Source organism: Amycolatopsis sp. NPDC034160, assembly GCF_055575355.1.
Window position 1 is genome coordinate 33489 of record NZ_JBVISU010000020.1, and the last position, 20595, is coordinate 54083.

At 67.9% G+C, this 20595-nt stretch carries 19 protein-coding genes and 1 tRNA gene; 9 read left to right on the plus strand and 11 right to left on the minus strand.

Annotated elements, in window-relative coordinates; all coding sequences use genetic code 11:
• Positions 1 to 25: 25 nt before the first annotated feature.
• Together ACZ54P_RS31200 and ACZ54P_RS31205 are read right to left on the minus strand one after the other, a co-directional pair.
• Complete coding sequence (locus ACZ54P_RS31200) at positions 26 to 1477, minus strand: alpha,alpha-trehalose-phosphate synthase (UDP-forming) (RefSeq protein WP_465465171.1); 1452 nt, start codon at positions 1475 to 1477, stop codon at positions 26 to 28.
• Positions 1478 to 1558: 81 nt separating this feature from the next.
• Positions 1559 to 3127, minus strand: coding sequence for a threonine/serine exporter family protein (locus ACZ54P_RS31205; protein WP_465465172.1), 1569 nt, complete (start codon positions 3125 to 3127; stop codon positions 1559 to 1561).
• 160 nt (positions 3128 to 3287) lie between these two features.
• Between ACZ54P_RS31205 and ACZ54P_RS31210 the strand changes: the two genes are divergently transcribed.
• Both ACZ54P_RS31210 and ACZ54P_RS31215 read left to right on the plus strand, forming a co-directional pair.
• On the plus strand, positions 3288 to 4859 hold the full coding sequence (locus ACZ54P_RS31210; protein ID WP_465465173.1) for an alkaline phosphatase D family protein: 1572 nt from the start codon (positions 3288 to 3290) through the stop codon (positions 4857 to 4859).
• A gap of 44 nt (positions 4860 to 4903) precedes the next feature.
• A tRNA-Thr gene (locus tag ACZ54P_RS31215) sits at positions 4904 to 4976 on the plus strand.
• Here the strand turns inward: ACZ54P_RS31215 and ACZ54P_RS31220 are convergent.
• From ACZ54P_RS31220 to ACZ54P_RS31235, 4 genes are all read right to left on the minus strand, one after another.
• Positions 4976 to 5377, minus strand: coding sequence for a tyrosine-type recombinase/integrase (locus tag ACZ54P_RS31220; RefSeq protein WP_465465174.1), 402 nt, complete (start codon positions 5375 to 5377; stop codon positions 4976 to 4978). The two genes, ACZ54P_RS31215 and ACZ54P_RS31220, sit on opposite strands and share 1 nt — an antisense overlap.
• Positions 5378 to 5461: 84 nt before the next feature.
• Positions 5462 to 5704 (minus strand): hypothetical protein, encoded by a 243-nt coding sequence (locus ACZ54P_RS31225; RefSeq protein ID WP_465465175.1) that lies wholly within the window; start codon positions 5702 to 5704, stop codon positions 5462 to 5464.
• 112 nt (positions 5705 to 5816) lie between these two features.
• Positions 5817 to 6962 (minus strand): hypothetical protein, encoded by a 1146-nt coding sequence (locus ACZ54P_RS31230; protein WP_465465176.1) that lies wholly within the window; start codon positions 6960 to 6962, stop codon positions 5817 to 5819.
• On the minus strand, positions 6959 to 7477 hold the full coding sequence (locus ACZ54P_RS31235; RefSeq protein ID WP_465465177.1) for a SigE family RNA polymerase sigma factor: 519 nt from the start codon (positions 7475 to 7477) through the stop codon (positions 6959 to 6961). The genes ACZ54P_RS31230 and ACZ54P_RS31235 overlap by 4 nt, the downstream gene beginning before the upstream one ends.
• Positions 7478 to 7975: 498 nt before the next feature.
• Between ACZ54P_RS31235 and ACZ54P_RS31240 the strand changes: the two genes are divergently transcribed.
• Both ACZ54P_RS31240 and ACZ54P_RS31245 read left to right on the plus strand, forming a co-directional pair.
• Complete coding sequence (locus ACZ54P_RS31240) at positions 7976 to 8809, plus strand: hypothetical protein (protein ID WP_465465178.1); 834 nt, start codon at positions 7976 to 7978, stop codon at positions 8807 to 8809.
• 189 nt (positions 8810 to 8998) lie between these two features.
• A complete protein-coding gene (locus tag ACZ54P_RS31245; protein ID WP_465465179.1) occupies positions 8999 to 9907 on the plus strand; it encodes a hypothetical protein in 909 nt (302 codons plus the stop codon).
• Positions 9908 to 10030: 123 nt separating this feature from the next.
• On the opposite strand, the gene ACZ54P_RS31250 is transcribed toward ACZ54P_RS31245, so the two are convergent.
• Both ACZ54P_RS31250 and ACZ54P_RS31255 read right to left on the minus strand, forming a co-directional pair.
• Complete coding sequence (locus ACZ54P_RS31250) at positions 10031 to 10372, minus strand: hypothetical protein (RefSeq protein ID WP_465465180.1); 342 nt, start codon at positions 10370 to 10372, stop codon at positions 10031 to 10033.
• A 152-nt stretch (positions 10373 to 10524) separates the two neighbouring features.
• The gene (locus tag ACZ54P_RS31255; RefSeq protein WP_465465181.1) at positions 10525 to 11115 is read right to left on the minus strand and encodes a response regulator transcription factor; all 591 of its coding nucleotides are present in this window, start codon (positions 11113 to 11115) and stop codon (positions 10525 to 10527) included.
• 550 nt (positions 11116 to 11665) lie between these two features.
• Between ACZ54P_RS31255 and ACZ54P_RS31260 the strand changes: the two genes are divergently transcribed.
• A complete protein-coding gene (locus ACZ54P_RS31260; protein WP_465465182.1) occupies positions 11666 to 12016 on the plus strand; it encodes a hypothetical protein in 351 nt (116 codons plus the stop codon).
• Between the two features lie 274 nt (positions 12017 to 12290).
• On the plus strand, positions 12291 to 12641 hold the full coding sequence (locus ACZ54P_RS31265; RefSeq protein WP_465465183.1) for a hypothetical protein: 351 nt from the start codon (positions 12291 to 12293) through the stop codon (positions 12639 to 12641).
• A 142-nt stretch (positions 12642 to 12783) separates the two neighbouring features.
• Here the strand turns inward: ACZ54P_RS31265 and ACZ54P_RS31270 are convergent, their stop codons facing one another.
• A complete protein-coding gene (locus ACZ54P_RS31270; RefSeq protein ID WP_465465184.1) occupies positions 12784 to 13749 on the minus strand; it encodes a lysyl oxidase family protein in 966 nt (321 codons plus the stop codon).
• 136 nt (positions 13750 to 13885) lie between these two features.
• Between ACZ54P_RS31270 and wecB the strand changes: the two genes are divergently transcribed.
• Positions 13886 to 15052, plus strand: a complete 1167-nt coding sequence (gene wecB, locus ACZ54P_RS31275; protein ID WP_465465185.1) for a non-hydrolyzing UDP-N-acetylglucosamine 2-epimerase — start codon at positions 13886 to 13888, stop codon at positions 15050 to 15052.
• A gap of 5 nt (positions 15053 to 15057) precedes the next feature.
• Here wecB and ACZ54P_RS31280 read toward each other — a convergent pair whose 3' ends face one another.
• Positions 15058 to 16374: an NAD(P)/FAD-dependent oxidoreductase gene (locus tag ACZ54P_RS31280; RefSeq protein WP_465465281.1), complete on the minus strand. Its 1317-nt coding sequence runs from the start codon at positions 16372 to 16374 to the stop codon at positions 15058 to 15060.
• Between the two features lie 16 nt (positions 16375 to 16390).
• Complete coding sequence (locus tag ACZ54P_RS31285; protein ID WP_465465186.1) at positions 16391 to 17206, minus strand: glycosyltransferase; 816 nt, start codon at positions 17204 to 17206, stop codon at positions 16391 to 16393.
• 393 nt (positions 17207 to 17599) lie between these two features.
• Between ACZ54P_RS31285 and ACZ54P_RS31290 the strand changes: the two genes are divergently transcribed.
• A complete protein-coding gene (locus ACZ54P_RS31290) occupies positions 17600 to 19018 on the plus strand; it encodes an exopolysaccharide biosynthesis polyprenyl glycosylphosphotransferase (RefSeq protein ID WP_465465187.1) in 1419 nt (472 codons plus the stop codon).
• On the plus strand, positions 19000 to 20469 hold the full coding sequence (locus tag ACZ54P_RS31295) for a putative glycoside hydrolase family 15 protein (RefSeq protein WP_465465188.1): 1470 nt from the start codon (positions 19000 to 19002) through the stop codon (positions 20467 to 20469). The genes ACZ54P_RS31290 and ACZ54P_RS31295 overlap by 19 nt, the downstream gene beginning before the upstream one ends.
• The last annotated feature ends 126 nt before the right edge of the window (positions 20470 to 20595 follow it).

Below are 20595 nucleotides of genomic sequence, written 5' to 3' on the forward strand. Positions count from 1 at the left end.
GACTATGCGGGGTATGGGGGAAGAATCAGTCGGCCGGTTCGGTACCGAGCGCCTGGAGGAACGAGCGCGCCCAGCGGTCGACGTCATGCGTGAGGACTTGGCGACGCATGGCGCGCATACGGCGGCGTCCCTCTGCGGGGTCGAGCGTAATGGCAGTCTCCAAGGCGTTCTTCACCCCGTCCAGGTCATGCGGGTTGACCAGGAGAGCACTGGTCAGCTCCGCCGCGGCGCCGGCGAACTCGGACAGCACGAGCGCGCCGCCGAGGTCGTGGCGGCAGGCGACGTACTCCTTGCAGACGAGGTTCATCCCGTCACGCAAAGGAGTGACCACCATGACGTCGGCGGCCGAAAAGAACGCGGCCAGTTCCGTCCGGTTGACCGATTGGTGCAGATAGTGCACGACCGGGCGACCCACCCTGGCGAATTCGCCGTTGATCCGGCCGACCATCTGCTCGATGTCGCCGCGCATCCGCTGGTAATGCTCGACGCGCTCGCGGCTCGGCGTGGCCAGCTGGACGAACGTGACGTCCTCCGGGCGGACGCGGCCTTCGTGCAGCAACTCGTGCAGCGCCTGCAGCCGCAGGTCGATGCCCTTCGTGTAGTCGAGCCTGTCGACGCCGAGCAGGACCTTCTTCGGATTGCCGAGGTCGCGCCGCAGCTGGGCGGCGCGTTCGGCGACGCCCTTGGTCTTGGCGAGTTTGTCGAGGCCGATGGCGTCGATGGAGATCGGGAACGCGCCGACCCGCACCGTGCGGTCGCCGACCTGCATCAGGCCGGGGCGGGTGCGGATGCCGACCGCGCCCCGGCTGGACTCGAGACCGGCCAGCTGCCGCGCCAGCCACAGGAAGTTCTGGGCGCCACCCGGCCGGTGGAAACCGACGAGGTCGGCCCCGACCAGGCCGCGGACGATCTCGGTCCGCCACGGCATCTGCATGAACAACTCGACCGGGGGGAACGGGATGTGCAGGAAGAACCCGATCCGGAGGTCGGGGCGCAGTTCGCGGAGCATCGCCGGGACCAGCTGCAACTGGTAGTCCTGGATCCACACGGTCGCGCCCTCGCCGGCGACCTTCGCACTCGCCTCGGCGAAGCGCCGGTTCACCCGGACGTAGGACTCCCACCAGCTCCGGTCGAACACCGGCCGGGCCACCACATCGTGGTACAGCGGCCACAGCGTCGCGTTCGAGAAGCCCTCGTAGTAGTCACGGACGTCGTCCGAGGTCAGGGAGACCGGGTGCAGGACCAGGCCGTCGTCGTCGAATTCCTCGACGTCGACGTCGGGTACCCCCGGCCAGCCGACCCAGGCGCCCTTGCGGGACCGCAGGAACGGCTCGAGCGCCGACACCAGCCCGCCGGGACTCGCCGTCCAGCGCCTGCTCCCGTCGGCGGTCCGTTCGAGGTCCACCGGAAGCCGGTTCGCCACCACGACGAAGTCCGCGGAATTCGTTCTACCCGTCTCAGCAATGCCGTCGTCCACCAGCCGCTCCCTCAAAATCGCGGGTCGCTGCCCTAGGGGAAACCCTATCGCGCGCTCACGCGACGGCCGGTCGTCGCGCGGTCACTCCAAACGTCGCTCGGCGGGTTCCATGGGACCCGCCATGCGCGGCCCGGCGAGCTTGCGTTCGAGTCTGCCGAGCCCCGTACGCACCGGCTGTGCCAGGTATTCGCCGAGTACCACGCCCGCTGCCAGGGCAAGCCCGATGGCGACCGCGGTCATCAGTGTAGTGATGTCCCCGCCGGGCTCGACCCCCAATTGGTATAGACCACGATAGGTGGAGAGGCCCGGAAGCAGTGGAGTGATGCCGGACACAGCCACCACGAGCGGCGTCACCTTGAGCCGCCTGGCCAGCACGCCGCCGCAGAAGCCGACCAGGGTGGCGGCGATGGCGGACGAACTGACGGCTTGGAAGTCGGTGAGCATCAGCGCGCCGTACACCGCGCCGCCGATCGCCCCGGCCGCCGACGCGACGAGCATCGCGCGCATGGTCGAGTACGAGGCGAGGGCGAAGCAGCCGGCGGCGCCGGTGCTGCCGATGACGATGAGCGGGAGCTGCTGCGGCGTCGAGGAGACCACCTCCGGCAGCGGGGTGCGCGGGAGGCCGAGCACCAGCGCGATCTTCAGCGCCAGCACCACGCCGGCGATCAGCCCGGCACTCATCAGCGCGGTTTCCATCGTGCGCCCGGCCGCCGTGACGCTGTAGCCGGTGATGGCGTCCTGCACGGCGGAAACGGTGGAGAGGCCGGACAACAGCACCGTGACGGCCGCCGCGACGACCAGCGTCGGTTTGTCCGTGGTGAGGAGATCACTGCTGACGATCGCCATCGCGGACAGCGTCGCGACCAGGCCGCCGACCACCTGCTGGAAGAAGAACGGCAGCGCGAAGCGGTTGAGGAACCGGCCGAGCCGGTCGATGACCGCGCTGATCACCATCGCGACCAGCGCGACGTCGATGCTGCCGCCGAGGATCAGGGTGATGAACGCGGCCAGCCCGCCCCAAGCGGCCGTGGCCACCCAGCGGGGGTACGGATGCGGCGCGGTCGTGATCCGCTGGAGTTCCTGCTGCGCCTCTTCGGCGCCGATGTTCCCCCGGACGATCCTGCGGACCAGGGTCTCCGTCTGGGTGAGCCGCGTGTAGTCGAGGCTTCGCGAACGGACCACGCGCAGCGCCGTCACCGGCGCCATGTCGGTGCCGCGGTGGCAGGTCACCGTGATCGACGTGAAGATCACGTCGACCTCGCAGTGCGGGAGGCCGAGCGCGGAGGTCAGCGCGATGATCGTCGCCGTGACGTCGGAGGCGCCGGCGCCGCTCGACATCTGGACCTCGCCGACGCGCAGGGCGAGATCCAGGACGAAGTTGACCGTCGAGTCGTCGGGCGGCTTCGGGCCGAGCGCCTCGCCGCCCTCGACGACGGGCTGTTCGGCCGCCGGGGCTTCGAGGATCTGCCACGCGCGACGGCGCAGCAGGTTGGGCCGGTGCGAGCGGGCCTGGTGGGTCGAGCGCTCACCGTCACGCTGGCGCGGCGCTTCCAGCAGCCATCCGCCACGTTCGGGTGTTTCGTCCTGGTTCTTCTTCTCGACACCGCGTCTGCCGTGCTGGGCCCCCTTGGTGCGCTCGTTGATCTTCATGATCGATCCACCTCCTCACTCTGCTCGTTGCCTGCTTGGCGGGACTTTCCCGAGGACCATCGGGACCGGCGCCCCGACCGTTGCAGGTAATCCGGAGTGGCGTCCACCACGTTTGAGCAAGATCATCGCGGCGAAGCCGAACTGAGGCACACTGCAAGCCATGGGGTCTTCTTTGACCAGGCGTTCGATGCTTCGCGCGGCCGGGGTCACCGCGGTCGGCACAGCGGCGACATTCACCCTTTCGGGTGCATCTACCGGGGCGGAGGCTCCGATTTTCGCGCACGGCGTGGCGTCGGGTGACCCGATGCCCGATTCGGTGCTCCTCTGGACCCGGGTCACCCCATCGCCCGACGCCGCTCCGGGATCCGGCAGGGGACCATCGGTGGACGTCCGGTGGGAGGTGGCGAAGGACGCCGGATTCGCGGACGTCGTTGCCCGCGGTCAGGTCAGGACAGGCCCGGAACGTGACCACACGGTGAAGGTGACGGCGGCCGGCCTGTGCGCCTCGACCGCGTACTTCTACCGGTTCACCTCGCGAGGCAAGGTCTCGCAGGTCGGTCGGACGCGCACCGCGCCCGCGCACGAGGAGGACGTCGCGCGGCTGCGCTTCGGCGTGGTCTCGTGCGCGAACTGGGCTGTCGGTCACTTCGCCCCCTACGGCTATCTGGCCGGTCGCGACGATCTGGACGCCTTCATTCACCTGGGTGACTACCTCTATGAGGGGGCTCCCAATCCTGCGGGTGATCTTCGGCCCTCGTTGCCGCCCAACGAGCTGATCACACTGTCGGATTACCGGCAGCGTCACGCGATGTACAAGACCGACGAACACCTTCGGCGGCTTCATGCCCGCCACCCCATGATCGCCACCTGGGACGACCACGAGGCGGCGGACAACGCCTGGTCCGGCGGGTCGCCGTCCCACGATCCGGCGACCGAGGGCAGCTGGCCCGACCGGATGCGGGCGGCGCACCAGGCGTACTTCGAATGGATGCCGGTGCGGCATCGCGGGGACCGGCTGTACCGGCGGCTGAAGTTCGGAAAACTGGCCGACCTCACCATGCTCGACCTGCGGACCTACCGGACCCGGCAGCCCGGCCCTTCGGAAGATCCGGAAGGCACGATCCTCGGCCCGGAGCAACGGCAGTGGTTCCTCGAAGGCCTCGACCGCGGCACGGCGTCGTGGAACGTGATCGGGAATTCCGTGATGGTCACGCCGCTCAAGATCCCCGCACTGCCGACCCGTGAACGGCTCGCGCTCGGCGACCTGCTCGACGGCCAGCCGACCACGGTGAACACCGACCAATGGGACGGCTACCCCGCCGACCGCCGCCGGGTACTGGACGCCATCGCCGCGCGAGGCCGGGGCAACACGGTGTTCCTGACCGGCGACGTCCACTCTTCGTGGGCGAACGACGTGCCGCGCGACGGGACGAGCGTCGCGGTGGAGTTCGTCTGCCCGTCGGTCACCTCGGACAACATCGACGAGCAACTCGGCGTCCCGCCGCGGACCGGCTCGCTCAAGGTCGAAGCCGCGATCCGCGCGCTGAACCCGCACGTGCGCTTCGTGGAACTCGACTCCCACGGCCCCGGCGTCCTCGAAGTGACGCCGGACGCCGTCCGGATGAACTGGTACTACGTCGCCGACCGACGCGACCCGGCGACCGCCGTCACCTTCGCGCACGCCTTCCGGGCGGTGGCGGGGGAGCCCTGGGTGCGCCCTGTGAACGGCTGAGCGGGCGCCGATATACTGGCCTCGCCCGGGCTGCCCCGGGCGAGGCCGCTATAGCTCAGCTGGTAGAGCATCTGTCTTGTAAACAGAAGGTCAGGGGTTCGAGCCCCCTTGGCGGCTCACTTCACTTCCACCGAAAGACACTCATTCACGCTGGGGTGCCGTGGGGTTTCCCGCACCACCTTCAGGTCGATGTTCGCCTGAAGCATGAGCGTGGCCGCGACGTGCCGGAGATCGTGCAATCGGATCGGGTGGCGGCCCCGGGCTTTGCAGTGTCGTTCGACCTCGTCGCCGATCCACGACGGCCGCAGGGGCGAGCCATCCGGCCGGGTCCAGACCCGCCCGGAGCCCACCCATGCCGGGCCGAGGCGCAACCGTTCGCGACGCTGCCGTGCGTGGTGCTCGCGCAGGAGTCGCATCCCCTCGTGATCGAGTGGAACGCGCCGAGTCGACGCGTCCGACTTCGGGTCGCCCTCTTCTATTTCGTACTCGACTTCGGCCCCCGAGGCCGGCGGTTTCACCGCGGCGTGTGCCGCGATAGATCATCACGGGCCCTGGCCGTAGACCGGTCTCCGGCCACTTTTCGACGCGTTCGAGCCGAGTGGCTACGGCCCGGTCAGTTCGTGTCGACCGGCGTCCGTGAGCATGTAGTACGGCCGTCCGTCGGATGTGGACTTGTCGAACTCGTGGGTGACCCAACCGCGGTTACGCATCTCCGCCATCATGTCCGCTAGCCGCCGATGACTGACGGCCGCCGCGCGGCGGAGATCCCCGGCGTAGAAGCGGGCTTCGGCGCCTCCGGCGAGGAACACCGCCGTCAACCTGCTCATTTCTCGGGCTGTCCGCATGAACCGATTTTAGGCCTCGCTGTCGTGTTCTGGCGGGGCTGGAGGCCCGTCAAACCGGGTCGACGGATCGCCGCTACCCCGTCCTTTGAGCACTCGACTGGAGCAAGCAGGGTCAGCGCACGACGGGTTGGCCGGTCCAGCCGGCACGGTCCGCGTGGACGGTGAGGCCGCGGTAGATGCCGAGTAGGCCGTCTCGTCCCAGCGGGGCGGCGTCGGCGGCCGACGTGGCGTCGATGAAGAGATCGGCCTGCAGGCCGTCGAGGTCCGAGACGGACAGCCGGTCTGAATACTGTGGTGACCCGAGGTGGTTCTCGCTGAGGGTGTCCCGGCGGGCCGGGTGGCCGTCGACGGTGGTGTTGGGCGCGAGGACGTCGGTGCCGGGGTGGACGGACACGCTCAGGGTCGGTCCGTGCTGGTCGGGGCGGAGGCTCAGGTCCAGGGTGGCGCGCCACGACCCACCGGGGCCACCTTCCTCGACCTCGCCGGCCACCGGTCGGAGCTCGGCGGGCAGGCCGGTGAGCTGGAACGGGAAGCGCAGTCGTTCGGTGCCGCCGATGTGCAGTGCCCCGGCGATGCGGTGGGCGGTCTCGCGCGGGTCGCCGTTGAGCCGGGAGACGGATAGCTCGGCCCAGCCGCCGTGGGCGTAGCGCCACTTCAGGATGAGCGTCTCGGAGTCGCCGGGTATCCCCACCCAGTACGCCGGGGCGCCGTTGACGGCCGGTGCGTCGGTCACCGGCCCGTAGGGCACCATCCGCGTGTCCTTGCCGGGAAGTCGCGTCTCGATCGGCCGGTCGGTCATGGGGACGACGCCTGCCGCGTAAAGGCGCACCTCGACGTGCGCTGCGGGCAGGGCGGCGCCTGCGCCGTTGGCCGGGTTCGGAACGAACTTCGACGCCGTCACCGTCAGCCGCTCGCCGTTGATCGACGTGATGCGCCGGTCGAGCGTGTCCTGCTCGGGTAGCCAGCCGAACGAGGCGTACCGCACCAGCGGGTCGAACCGCGGGGGCGCGCTGGGCGCGGGGGCGGCCGCGGGCACCGTGGCGGACGAACCGGCGGGCGGCGGCGAGCGGTCGATGACGGCGTAGGTGACGCCGGTGGCCAGCCCCACGACGAGGACCGACGCCGCGACCGAGGTCACCGTGCGGACCCGACGCCCGCGCCGTGCCGCGGTCACCGCGCCCACGACGTCGACGCGGGATGGTGGGGCGGGGGCGTTGGCCAGATCCTCCAAAAGGACGCGCACATCCTGCTCGTTCATCGATTGCTCCTCTCCGCGGCCGGCGAGGCCGGTGACGGGGTGTCGGCCAGCACGCGCCGAAGCGCGTCCAGGCCTCGTGCGGTTTGGCTTTTGACGGTTCCCGGAGCGCAGCCCAGAACGTCGGCGACCTGCTCCACGCTCAGGTCGCAGTAGAACCGCAGCACGAGGGTGGCCCGTTGCCGCGGCGGCACGGTGGCCAGCGCGGTCCGTACCGCGACCCGGCCGGCGTGGTCCGGCTCCTCGCCGGGAGATTCCGGCGTTTCGGCCATCAGCCGGACCCTCGACCCCCAGCGGCGCCGCTCGCTGAGGAACGAGCGCACCAGGATCGTGCGCGTGTAGCCGTCCAGATTCTCCATTTGCGACACTCGTTTCCAGTGCCGGTACAGCTGCGTGAACGCCGTCTGCACCACGTCGTCGGCCCGGTGCCAGTCCTGGGTCAGCAGATAGGCCGTCTGGCGCAGCCAGGGCAGCCGTGTCGTCGCGTAGTCGACGTAGTCACGGTCTCGCTCGCGCACGGCCTCTCCTGTCCTCGGCAGCTCCCACCCCTCTAATGCGCCGGTCGACCACAAGGTTGCACGTCGGTTCGGTAGTCGAGACGAGCACCGTCAGTACCCGCCGATTCGTCTCTTGCCGGTAGGCCGCGACGAGGCCGGCCCGGAACGTCGGCGGTTCCGTCCGCGTCTCGGCAGGCGGCTCGCGGATAGAGTCCCGCGATCGTGTTACGGACGCGCACCGTTATTTCCGTCTCGTGGTCACTGATTCGAGTGGAACGGCATGCTGGGTATTGACCTTGGCGCCGAAGTGGTACTCAGTGAATTGTCGCTGGTCAGCCTCGAATAAACGGTCCCGGCCGGCCGTGCGGGCGCTCGGCGGCCGGTTTTTCACCGGGGGTGCGCGGTGGCCGTCATATGCGTCGCAATTAACATTCATTCGCGATAACGGCACGCGATGTCGGCCATGCAGAGAATTGACGATCGAGGGAAGTCAGCGCTGTGACGCACGCGGGAAACCAGATGACCGACGCGGTGCGCGTCCGTCGTCTTCTCGCCCGTGCGCTCGTCTTGGTGGGCGGTGTGGCCGCGGCGACCGTCGCGGGATGGATCGCGGGCGATGTCACCGCGAGAGCTGATGTCCCGGTCATCGAGGAAGCGTCCGAATGGATCGCTCCGAGGACCGCGGTCGAGATCGATTCGCCGCAATCGGCGACACCCGCGTGGTTGAGTGATCCGATCTCCGCAGTGGCGATTCCGTCGCTGCCCGCGGCCGCGGCGCCGTCGCTCACCGGGAAATCGAAGAGTGCGGTGTCGCTCGCCGAGCGCGCGGTCCTCTCGGTGAAAAACCTTGATGGCACAGCGAAGTCCATGGCGAGTGTGCTTACGGCCGCCGACGAGGCCGCCCGCCACACCGTCGCTACCCTGGACGCCGCAGTTCTGGCGCGGCCGGGTGATGTCGATCGAGACCCCATGGGGGTCATGGCATCCGCCGTCGGCCAGCCGATGTCGAACCCGGTGACCGCCTCCTCCGCCCTGGAGCACCAGGGTTCGGGCGACGGCCGCACCGCCCTCTCCGCACCATGCCGGGACGAGTCTCCCGGCGAGCTTTCGTCCACAACGTCGCGCGCACACACTTCCGGTCACACCGCGGGAAAGTCGCTTCCGCCGTGGTCACCGATGTCACTGTGCGGCACGTCGACGAGTTCCGCTGTGGCCTGCGGTGGCGACCACGGTAGTGGCGCCGTCCTGCCCGGACGCGTGGGCCAGGCCGATCGAATTTCGCTGGACCGCGCCAATGCCGGCCACCAGGCCGCACTGGCCGTGGTGCTCCGGCCGGACGTCACACCCGGCTGATCCTCTCGCGATCACCTACGCGTCCGGTGGTGATTTCCCCTTCCGGGCGTGGTCGCTTTCCCGCGGCGATCGCCGTTGTCCCACGGCGTTCGATGCCGTAGTTCCCCTTTCCGCGTGGCCGTCGCCCGCGACTCGTTTCAACGGCACGTCACGAAGTATTTCCCATTTTGTCAGTAAAGGAGTTTTGTCATGCAGAACTGGATGAAGTACCTCCTGCAGACCACGGTGACCACCGGTGGACTGCTGATGCTGGGCACGGGTATCGCCTCGGCGAGCGAGAACCTCGACCCCGATCTGCCTGCCTCCCCGCTGGATCAGATCGTCGCCCCCGCGGCCGCCGGATTGACCGAGGCCATGCAGCAGGCGCGGCCGCTGCAGCAGCTGGACGCGGCGGACGAGGATTCCTTGCAGCCGGCCGTCGACGCGGTGCTGAACGATGTCCCCGCCGCGGTGCCGCCCACCACCACCCCGGTCGGGCCGGTCTACCCGGTGCCGACGGGGTTGCTGGACTTCCTTCCGTTGCAGCTCGGTGATGTCGCGGGCGAGGCGCAGGAGCCGGACCTGAACGCGCCGCTGGGCGCCGAACTGGGTGCCGCCGAGTTGCCCGCCCTTCCGGTTTTCTCGCGCGTCGCGCAGATTCCGGTGGAGAAGCCGGCCCTTCCCGTTTACGGCGAATTCGCCGTGCTGCCCGCTCCGGTCGACACGACCGTCGCCACCGATCCGCTTGACGCCGGCTCGGGCACCAGGGTGACTGCTTTCCACACCGATGCGCCGCAGACCGCGACCGAGTTCGAGACCCCCGGCTCCGGCTCGATGCCGGGGATGTCCGCCGTACCGGGTCAGGCCCAGCGGGCCGATGCTCCTGCCTCCGGGCTTCCGTTGGTGGGTGGGCTTTTGCCCATGGGCGAGTCGATTCTTCCCGCGCAGATGGGCACGAACGGTGGCTTGCCCATGCTCGGTGAAATCGCCTCGCTGTCCCAGAACGTGCCTCTGCTCGGCGCTGTCCAGAACTCGCCGGCATTGGCGGAGAACGGGGAACTCCGGCTGCCCGCGGTGCAGCAGGTCACCGGCTCGGCGGGAAACCTCCTGCAGAAGTAGCGGCAGGGTTTGACCGCTGTTCGAGGTTCCGAGTACGAACGAAGGCCCCTTTCCTTGCGAGGCGCAAGGAAAGGGGCCTTCGTTTGCTTCAAGCGGGATGTCAGTCAGGCCGGGATGTCAGTCTCAGTCAGGCCAGGCCTCGGCTTCGGCGGTGAGCGCGGTGGTGATGTCGATTCTCCCGGTGCGCACTTGCCACGCCAGTGAATTCGGCCGAGGTTCGATGAGCAGCCAGCCTACGACCGATTCGTCGTGATAGCAGGGTGATTCGAGGTCGCCGACCCCCAGCGCGTCGAAGTACTCGCGCGCGGGCCAGGTTTCGGGAACCCATCTTCGCGCCCAGCGCACGACGATGCGGGCGAGGTCGTTGCGGCCGTCCGCCGGATGGATGAGGCGGTCGCCGGTCGTGCAGACCAGCTGGGGAGTGAAAGCCGCGCTCAACGGCACGGTCACGAGTTGGTCATTCAATTTTCCCCCTGGGCGAGCGAATGCGAGCCCTGTCTTTCTCGAAGATGCATGGACTACGCACGGATGGACGAGCGGCGTGGCCTTCGATGGGCTGGATTCGTCACGGTGACCGGGATGCGGGGCGCTCGATCCCGATGTGTGTCTGGGAACGCCTAGCTGATGAGGTTCTTGCGCATCGCTTGTCCGACCGCGTGCGCGCGGTCGGTGGCGGCCAGCTTCTTGAAGAGCCGTTGTGCGTGGGTTTTCACCGTGTCCTCCGCGAGGTGCAGGTCACTGCCGATCTCGTTGTTCGTTTTGCCCAGGCTGATCCCGCGCAGCACTTCGGTCTCCCGCTTGGACAAAGCCGGCGCTTGTTCCACTGTGGAACGGGGCCTCGGCAGTGAGAAGGAGCCGGGCAGTGTGCTGGCCGACCCGGTGCTCGTACTGCTCGCTTCGCAGGCGATGAACGCGGAGGCTCCCTGCCTGATCGCGTCGACAGCGAGGCAGGCGAACTCCGGCGCGCCGAAGATCACGACTGTCGTGCCGGGCCGGAGCATGACGATCGTCCTGATCGTCTCCGTCAGGACGTCTGAGGGCACGCGGGCGCTCAAGAAGACGGTATCCGACGGCAGGGCACGAAATTCGGCGATCAGTTCGGTGCTGGTCCCGGCGGATCCGACGCGCCGCATCCCCGGTGCGTTCGCGAGCAACCGGACCATGCGCTCACGCGGTTCACGGCGGCCGTCCAGGACAAGGGCATTCACCACCACATCCTCCGTTTGTCGAGGTGATGGGTCATCAGGTGGTGCGCGGCTACCTCGGCGATCTGAGGTGCGGCGCTCTCGTGGGGAGAGTACACACACCATGACGGGGGACAGGAGCGGTCTTCGTGTCCGCGAACCGGGTTTTGGCTGCTCACCGAGGTGGCTGGTCTTCGAGGTGGCCTGCGATCCGTTGCCCGGAAAGCGAAAAAGACATCCGAACGGGTGACGGCGCCGCAGGTTCGTGCGTCGAGGATGGTCTCGTTCAGCGTAATCCCAAGGTATTCGAGGCTCTGGTGGTGGAGCGACATCGGTCCCCGACGCCGATAGCCCGGCTGGATTCGCTTTGGCCCCCAAGGTTCCTGCCGCCCCAAGGGAGAGCGCGTAACCCGATCGGGCCACGTATCGCGTGTTCAGGGCAGTGCGCTACCTACACGATGGTGGCGGCAATTGGAAAAGACCGTTCGTTGTCAGTACGTTTCCCTCGTCGCAGGACAGAAGCACGCTGCTTGACGTCCGTCCGAAGCGATCTTCGAATCGAGGAGATTCTCAAATGCTGAAGAAGATCGGCTTTGTCGCGGCCGCGATCGCCGCCGGAGCCTTTATCACCGGTGGTGTCGCGTCCGCCGACACCCCCGACGACTACTACTACGACTATGACCACAGTGGCCAGGTCGGCCTGGTCAACCTGAACAACATCGACGCGCTGCACAACGTGAACGGCACACTCGGCCTTTGCAGCAACGACGTGAACGTGCTGGGCGTCCAGGTGCCGATCCGTGACTCGCTCAACGGCATCGGCGTGCCGATTCTCTCGCCGGGCTCGCACGAGGCCGAAGGCGCTTCGCCGTACAACTGCGCCTCGAGTGCCGTGACCGACGGTGGCACGGTGCAGGACAACTAGAAAGTCTCGGTGCCACGGTCGTTCCCGCGTGCACAGTAGGCGGCCGGGGCACAGGGGTCGGCGATTCGAGTCGCTGTCGTGGTGGGTGCCGGGAGTACGGGGAGAGTTGCACACTCCTGCTCCGTACTCCGGGCGCCCCCGCGACGCGGAGCGACGCCGGCACGGGCGGGGGCCGGTCGAGAAACCAGGCGAAGGCGTCCCCGTCCGGCGTGAACGGACCATAACCGACCTCACCGGGGCACGCGGTGAGGCAATATCCTCAGGAGTCTTTTAGATGATCAAGCAACTCGGCTTCGTCGCCACCGCCCTCGCCGCCGGAATGGCGATCGTCGGCGGAACCGCCTCCGCGGCGGGCACCGCCATCGCGGACTACCCGGTCGACCACAACGGCCAGCTCGGGCTCGCCAACGTCCAGAACCTCGACGTGGTCCACAACCTCAACGTCGTCGGCGGCGTCTGCGACAACAACATCAACGTGCTCGGTGTGCAGGTCCCGATCCGCGACGTCGCCGAAGGCATCGCCATTCCGGTCCTGTCCCCGGGTGAGACCGAGGCCGAAGGCGCCACCCCGGACAACTGCGCCAGCGGCATCATCGAAGACGGCGGGACCCTGCAGGGGAACTGACCGACTCCGTCGAAGCCGCCGCGCGGAAATCTTCCGCGCGGCGGCTTTTCGCATCCCCGAGCCGCTCAGCCGATGGGTGATGGGTGATGGACCAGGCACCCGGCACGGTCCGGGTAGCCTGGCCCCAACGCCGGAATTCACCTCAACCGCAGTGTGCCTGTCCAGGGCAACTGCGGAGGAATTTGACGACCGGTCCCCGCGAGAGGGCGCCGGACAACCCGGGTTCGCCATCCGGCCATTCGATCGACAGCGCCACGGACGAGGAATTGTTCCCGTAATCCGTCTCCGCCAGTGTGCGGTCCCCGTTCACCGTGTTCACCAGCGTGTAGAGGCCGGAGGGAACGTTGGTGATGTCCAGCCACTGGAAATCCACGTCGTACTTGTAGTCGTCACCTGATCCGACGGAGATCCCTTCGACGACGTCGAGTGCGTTCGGTTCGTGATGGCGGCAGTTGTTCGCGCGGAGACGTTCGGCGAGTTCCGCGTCGGGGCCGGTGGTCCCCGGAACACGGGCCGGCTTGACCGGGTCGGCGATGGGGAACCGGTCGCCGAGGCAGAAGCCGTTCTTGCGGTCGGTGACGACGACCTCACCTCGTTTCGAGGTCAGCGCGAAATGTTCGAAGTTCATCAAGTGCCAATGCTGATGGGCCATGGCCGGTTCGTAGTACGTGAAGGCGCGGGTCGGTCGCTGTGCCGCGTTGTAGTCGGCGGGGATGGAGCCGTCCTTGGCGTCGCGCAAGGCCTGACGGACGGACATGCGGGGTTGTTTCGTGTCGTCGCGCCGGCCGTAGAGCAGCAATGGTCCGTCGCCGATGTTCTCTTCCGAGCTGGTGAAGCGGATCCGGACGGCTTTCGCGGCGGCGGGAAGAACACAGCGGCCGTTCGGCGCGGCCGGATCGATCACCATGCACACGTCCCAATGGGTGCACTTGAGCGGATCACCCGAGAACCCTCCGGCGCACCCTGGTGGTGCCTGACGGAGATCGGGGAGCAGAAAGCCCGGTGAGGCGTCCGAGCGTGGAATGGACGTGGTGACCGCGGCCGCGAGCACCACGGCCGTCAGGGCGAGGTATTTCTTGAGCAAGGGCTTCCCATTCTGTGTGGGCATTCGATCGTTTCACCCTATTCGAGTGGTGTGCTTTCTGGTGGGTGCCGCAACCGGACCACACAATGGATTGATTGAGGTGTCACCGATGGTGTCGGTGGGTAGCGTGCGTGCAGACCGAAGCCGAAAGGACCTCCAGATGTCGATCGTCACCGGTGCCGGCGCGCCACCGGAAGAGCGGACAGATGTGTTTCCCCGGTCGCGACGGCAAGCGACAACCGGTGGCGTCGTGCTGGTCTGCGGGACGCGGCCGGAGCTCATCAAACTGTCCCCGTTGATGAACCGCCTCGGTGACCGTTGCGCCGTCGTCTACACGGGACAGCACTACGACGAGTCGCTGTACTCGCGTATCCGCGCGGACTTGCCGTCGTCTCGGCGTTTTCGCGAACTGGGCGTGACCGCCGACGGCCGTGCCGCGCAGCTCGGCCAAGCGATCAGCGCTGTCGACAAGGCCCTGGCCGACTTCCCTCCGCCAGTGGTTCTGGTGCAGGGTGACACGACGTCCGCGCTCGCCGGGGCGCTGGCGGCGAACGCCCGGGAACTCCCGCTCGTGCACGTCGAGGCCGGCCTGCGCAGTCACGATCGGGCGATGCCCGAAGAACACAACCGTGTCCTCATCGACCATCTCGCCGATCTCTGTTGTGCTCCGACCGAGCTCAATCGGCGAAACCTCGCCGCTGAGAACGTTTCCGCCGAACGGATCGTGGTCACCGGCAACACGGTCGTCGAGGCGCTTCTGGCCGGGCTCCCGCCCGCGGCGGCCAGGGCCGATCTCCTGTCCGTTCGCGGATTGCGCCGGGACGGATATATTCTCGCGACGCTCCATCGGCCGGAGAACGTCGACGATCCCGCACGGCTGTCGGAGATCCTGCGAGAGCTCGGCAGGCTGCCGCTCCCGGTGGTGTTCCCGTTGCATCCCCGGACGAGCAAGAACGTGCGGCGGTTCGGCCTGACCCGGCTTCTCGTCCCACTCCTGGTACTCGAACCCCAGGCCTATCCCGCTTTCCTCGCACTCGCCGCCGAAGCGGCGGTGCTCATCTCCGATTCCGGTGGTATCCAGGAAGAAGCGAGTGTGCTGAAACGACCGGTGATCGTGGTTCGCCGGAGTACCGAGCGCCCGGAGATCAGCGGTGACTTCGGGACACTCGTGCCGCCTGGACCGCGGATCGGTGCGGAGGCGGCCGTGTGGCTGGACGACGTGGCGGGGCACCGCGAACGGCTGCGGCACATCCCTTCACCGTATGGGGACGGGTTCGCCGCGCAGCGGATCGTCGACGCCATCGAGGGAATGGTCGCGCCGGGGTGAGCCGGTCACGGCACCCGCTCACCGGCGTCCTGCCGTCCGAGGCTCTCGAAGACGAGGCCGGTCACCCGGTTCGCGAGCTTGACGCTCGAATTCCAGCTCGTGACGTCCGGGTACACGTGTGCGGTGGTCGCCAAGAAAAGGCTCGTGCCGTCGACCGTGACGGGTGGCCGCGCCGCCAGATATCCCAGGGGGTACACCGGCTCGACGAACGGTGCTTTGAAGACCCGCACGGACTCGACGTCCTCCGGGCGCAGCTCGGGAAAGAGCTCCCTGAGCTGATCCGTCCATTGCGCGGCGATACGGTCCGGCTCGCCGCGGTAGAGGCGGGATGAACGATCGGTGTAGCGCATGACGTAGACGAGATTCGCGCCGCCGTGTCTTTCGGTACCGGTGAGGGCGGACATCTCCACCACGCCGTCGAACCCCGTACCGGAGCGCAACACCGGTGTCCAATAATGTCCGCTCAGCCGACGGCGAAGGAAGAACACACCGGTGACGACTCCCTGGTACCGGAGTTCGCTTCCCGGCAGGCGCTCGGCGAGTTCATCGTCGGCCAGCCGGCGCAACTGCGGCAGGGGAACGGTCGACACCACCTTGTCCACGTCCAGCTCCTCACCGCCAGGCAACGTGAGTGAGCAGCCACCAGTGGTGCCGCGGAGCCGATGGACCGGTGTCGACAGGCGAATCGTCCCGCCCGCGTCCTCAATGGACGCCCGTAGCGCGTCGATGATCGTTCGGTAGCCCCCGTCGGGATATCCGCGCGTCGCGACATTGCGTTCACGCCCGAGTCGCTGCCACAGGTACAGGGCGGGGACGTCACCGAAGGAGGGACCGAACTTCGAGCCGAACATCGGAGCGAAGAACTCTTCCCAGATACGGCGGCCGTAAAGTCCGCGGAGCCAGTCCTCGGTGCGGAGAAGGTCTAGGTCGCGGCCGCTTCCCCACCGCCGCAGCATCAAGGACGCGAGGCCGAAGCGAACCCGCTCGTGAAGTCGCAACGGGGTGAACCGCAGCAGGTCGAGGGCGGAGTTGAAGCGATGACGGCGGCCGTCGACGACCATGCCCATCGTCGTCTTCCGCCAGCGCACGGCGTCCTTCAAGCCCACCTCGTCCAGCAGGGCGAGGAGATCGGCGTCGGTCGGCATGACGCAGTGGTAGAACCGTTCCACCGCCTGGTCGCCGTGCGAGAAGAACGTGCCGAGCCCGCCGAGCTGGTCACCGGCCTCGAGCAGAGTGACCCGCACCCCGCGGCGGGCGAGCCGATGAGCCGTGGTCAGGCCACAGATTCCGCCGCCGATCACCGCGACGGCAGGGGACGACATGGTGGTCACCGGAGGATCACAGCTTCCGGTACGGCGCCGGGCTGAGCCGGTCGCGGACGAGCAGTTTCAGGTATTGCACGAGGGTCCGCCGGAGTTTCAGCTTGCTCGGCCCGCGCTTGCGGTCGTAGCGCAGGGTGAGCGGAACCTCCTTGATCACCGGGTCGCAGTGACGGAGCTTGAGCAGAAGCTCCACCATGCACGCGAAGCCCTGCTCTTCGATGAGCCGGTCACCCCAGTGCGCCGAGGCCCTCTCCAGCAGCGTCGCGCGATAGGCGCGGTAACCGCTGGTGAAGTCGCGAACCCCGTCGACAGCGAGGGTGTGCCGGAAAAGCTGGGCGGCGCCAAGGGAAAGCAGTCGCCTGACCGGTGGCGCGGTCCGATCGTCGCCACCGGGGACGAACCGCGAACAGATGGCGACGTCCGCGCCGGCGGCGATCTCTTCACGCAACCGGCGGAGCAAGCCGGGATCGTGGGTGTCGTCGGCGTCCATGACGACGATGATGTCGTCGACACCCGATTCTTCCAGCGCGGCGCGGAGACCGGTTTGCACGGCGCGACCGAGGCCGAGATTGACCGCGTGCCGTACGACGCGCACGTCCAGTTCGCCGAATCCGGCTTCGGCCACGGCCGCGGAGCGATCGGACGAACCGTCGTCGACCACCCAAACGGTGAGCTCCTCGGTGAGCGCGGCCTCGGCGAGCCGTTCCAGCAGAACGGGCAAGGCCGCTTCTTCGTTGAACGCGGGCAGAACGACATGCGACCGTCCAGTGGTCCGTGCCCTTTGACGGTCCGGTTCCGCTCTCGTGGCCAGAGCGGTCTCATTCGCTGACACGTATCCCCTTCGAGTGCTCGAAATGGTCCCCGGCCGCAAACCTCGGTTCGGCCGACAGCTCATATTCGGCTATGTTGAACCCTTTCTTTAGGGTCGGCCGAGATCCCCCGAAAGGAGGGTTGTCCCTGCAAACACAAAGTGTTCACCGGTGTCCCCTGAAAGGTCGGTCCACTCCGCTCGTCCGATCGGGTCTGCCGGGGGAAAACCGAGGAAAAAGACGGCGGACCGAACAGGACTTGGTCCGATTGGCTGACTTGTGACGAAGTGGAAATTCATCGTGAAGACGAAATCGATCCACGGCGGATCCGGCAGCGGACGGGGTTTCCGTTCGACACGCGGACTCGCGCAGGGTTCGGCCGGGCGAGTTCACCCATCCCGGCGAGGACCGGCGTGGTGACCGAACTGAGGATTCCGGCACTCGCCGGACCGCCACGGGACCGGTCGTACCGCCGACCGTCCGCCACCAGGCGGAGACGTCCGTTGCTGGCGCGGGTGAACGCCGTCGTGGTGCTGCTCGTCGTGGTCGACGTCGTCGCGTGGCTGGCGGCGGCGCGGATCGCCGGCGTGACCGTGCCTCAAGCGCTTCTGATCGGAACGATCCTGGCGGGCGCGCGGGTCGGCGGACGGGTGCACCGGCGTCGGCTGTGGTTGTCGTGGCTGCAGGATCTGCCGCGGTCGGCGGGTGCTTCCCTGCTCGCGTTCGCGGTGATCACGTGCTTCGTGGCGGCGACCCGACCGGTGATATCGGGAATGACCTCGATGCACTGGATGGTGCTGGAGTTCGCCCTACTGAGCGAAGGCATGCGGCCGTGGGTGTTCGCCTTCGGGCGATGGGGACGCAGACGGTTCCGGCGCTGTGACCGCGCCATCGTGGTCGGTGCGGGGGACAGCGCCGGTGACCTGATCCGCACGATGTTGCGGCATCCGGAATTCGGTCTCCTCCCGGTGGGATTCGTGCCCTCCGCCCCGGTCGGGAGGACGTCCGCTTTCCCGGTGGAGGTGGTCCGTGACGGGCTGGCCGAGGCCATCGTCCGGCATGGTGCGGGGACGGTCGTGCTCGCACACACCGGAGAAGGTGACAGCTCCGCCGTCGACGCGGCTGTCACGGCGCACCGGTTCGGGTGCGTCACCCTGGTCCTGCCTCGGCTGTTCGCGCTCTGCCCGGACAAGTTCGGCGTCGACCGGCTTCGGAGCTATCCGCTGATGCGGCTGGCCGGGTCGCCGACTCGACGGCCGAGCTGGCTGATCAAGCGCGTGATCGAGACCGTGCTGGCCGCCGTCGCGCTGGTCGTACTGGCGCCGGTCATCGCGTTGTGCGCGGTCGCGGTCCTGCTGGAGAGCGGATTCCCGGTGATCTTCCGCCAGGTGCGCGTCGGTGTGGACGGCCGCACCTTCCTGCTTTACAAGCTGCGCAGTGTCCGGCAGGAGACGGTCGACGATTCCGCGACACGCTGGTCGGTGGCGGGCGACCACCGGGTCGGACCCGTCGGCCGGTTCCTGCGAAAGTCCTCTTTGGACGAATTGCCGCAGCTGTGGAACGTGGTGCGCGGAGACATGGCCCTGGTCGGACCGCGGCCGGAGCGGCCGGTGTTCGTCGAGGAGTTCTCCGCCGTCCACGACCTCTACTGGGCCCGTCATCGGGTGCCGACGGGGTTGACCGGTCTCGCGCAGGTGCACGGGTTGCGTGGGGACACCTCGATCGCGGATCGTGCCCGGTACGACAACTACTACATCGCCAATTGGTCACTCTGGCTGGACGTCAAGATCATCATCCTCACGATGGGAGAATTGTTTTGCGGAAGGCGGCGCTGACGTTCGAACGCCCGGTCGTCGTCCGGCTCGCCGCCGGATGCGCCGCATTGGTCATGGCCGCCGGATGTGTGGCCAGTTCGGCAGGCGAGTCGGCGGCGCCACCGCCGAAACCGCTGGCGCCGTGCGCGTGGTGGTACGGGATCGGGCAGCCGCCGACGGCGGAGGAACTGAAGCTGGCCGCCCGGCGGTACGACGTCGTGGTGCTCAACGCCGACCAGACCGCGGCGATGCGGACGCTCCGGGAGCTCAATCCGCGGGTCAAGGTGCTCGTCTACAAGGATTTGTCCAGCACCCGCAATTACGCGGGCGCGGTGAACGGCGGTGAGGACGCCGAGTTCCTGCCGAGCGGGATCGGTTACGTCGCGGCGCAGCGATCGCATCCCGAATGGTTCGCGACCGACATTCGAGGGCAGCGCATCGAATGGCGGGGTTACCCGAAGCACTGGCAGATGACGGTGTGGGATCCTGCCTACCAGCAGGCGTGGACCTCCGCCGTGATGACGGAAGTGACCAGGGAGGGCTGGGACGGGATCCTGGCGGACAACGACTTCAACTCCCTGCGCCACTACTCGACGGCGGTCCTCGCCGGTACGACGACCCCGGCGGAGACCGATCGGAAGCTGCGTGAGGGGCTCGACGCCTTCCTTTCGTTGATCGGGGACGCCGTGCAGAAGGCGGGGAAGTTGTTCGTGCCGAACGTGTCGGAGACGCATCTGCTGCCGGGGAGGTGGACGGCGCATTCCCGCTTCGGTGGTGCGATGGAGGAGAACTTCGGGTTTCGCGAGGACGGCGGGACCGGCGGTCTGCTCACCTTCCGCGGCAACGAGTTCCAGGAACTGCGGGCCCAGGCCGCGCTCGGGGAGTCACTGTTGCTGCTGGTCACCCGGACGAGGTCGGCTCAGCAGGGCCGGGCGGGATATGCGAGTGCCGCGTTGCTGGCCGGCCCCCGGACATGCTGGACCCCGGCCACCACGGACGATTACCGCGATCCCGAATGGTCGCCCCTGCAGGGCAGCGATCTCGGGGAAGCGGTCGACGCGGCGGAGCGGCAGTCCAACGGGGTGTGGACCCGGACCTTCACCGGCGGCTGGGTCGCGGTGAACCCCACGTCGGCGGCTCAGACCGTGACGCCGCCTGAAGGACTCGTCGTGGCGGGCACCCGCACCGCGCCGACCTCCTCGTGGCCGCCTTCGTCGTCCCCGCTGTCGTCGTCGTCTTCCGCGCCGTCGTCCCCGCTGTCGTCGTCGTCTTCCTCGCCGTCGTCCTCGCGGTCTTCCTCGTCGTCTTCCTCGTCGTCGTCGTCGTCTTCCTCGCGGTCGTCCTCGCCGTCGTCCTCGTCGTCTTCCTCGCGGTCGTCCTCGCGGTCTTCCTCGTCGTCTTCCTCGTCGGCACGGCCCGCGCCGATCACCCTGGCGGCCGCCGACGGGATCGTGATGGTCAAGCCGAAGTAGTACCCGTTGGTCGAACGCGGCGTGACCGAGTGTCTGACGCGGCACCGCGCTCGTGTGATCAGACACGAGTCTCGCGTGCTTGAAGACGGATCTCGCGTGCTTGAAGACGTAACTCGCGTGATCGGA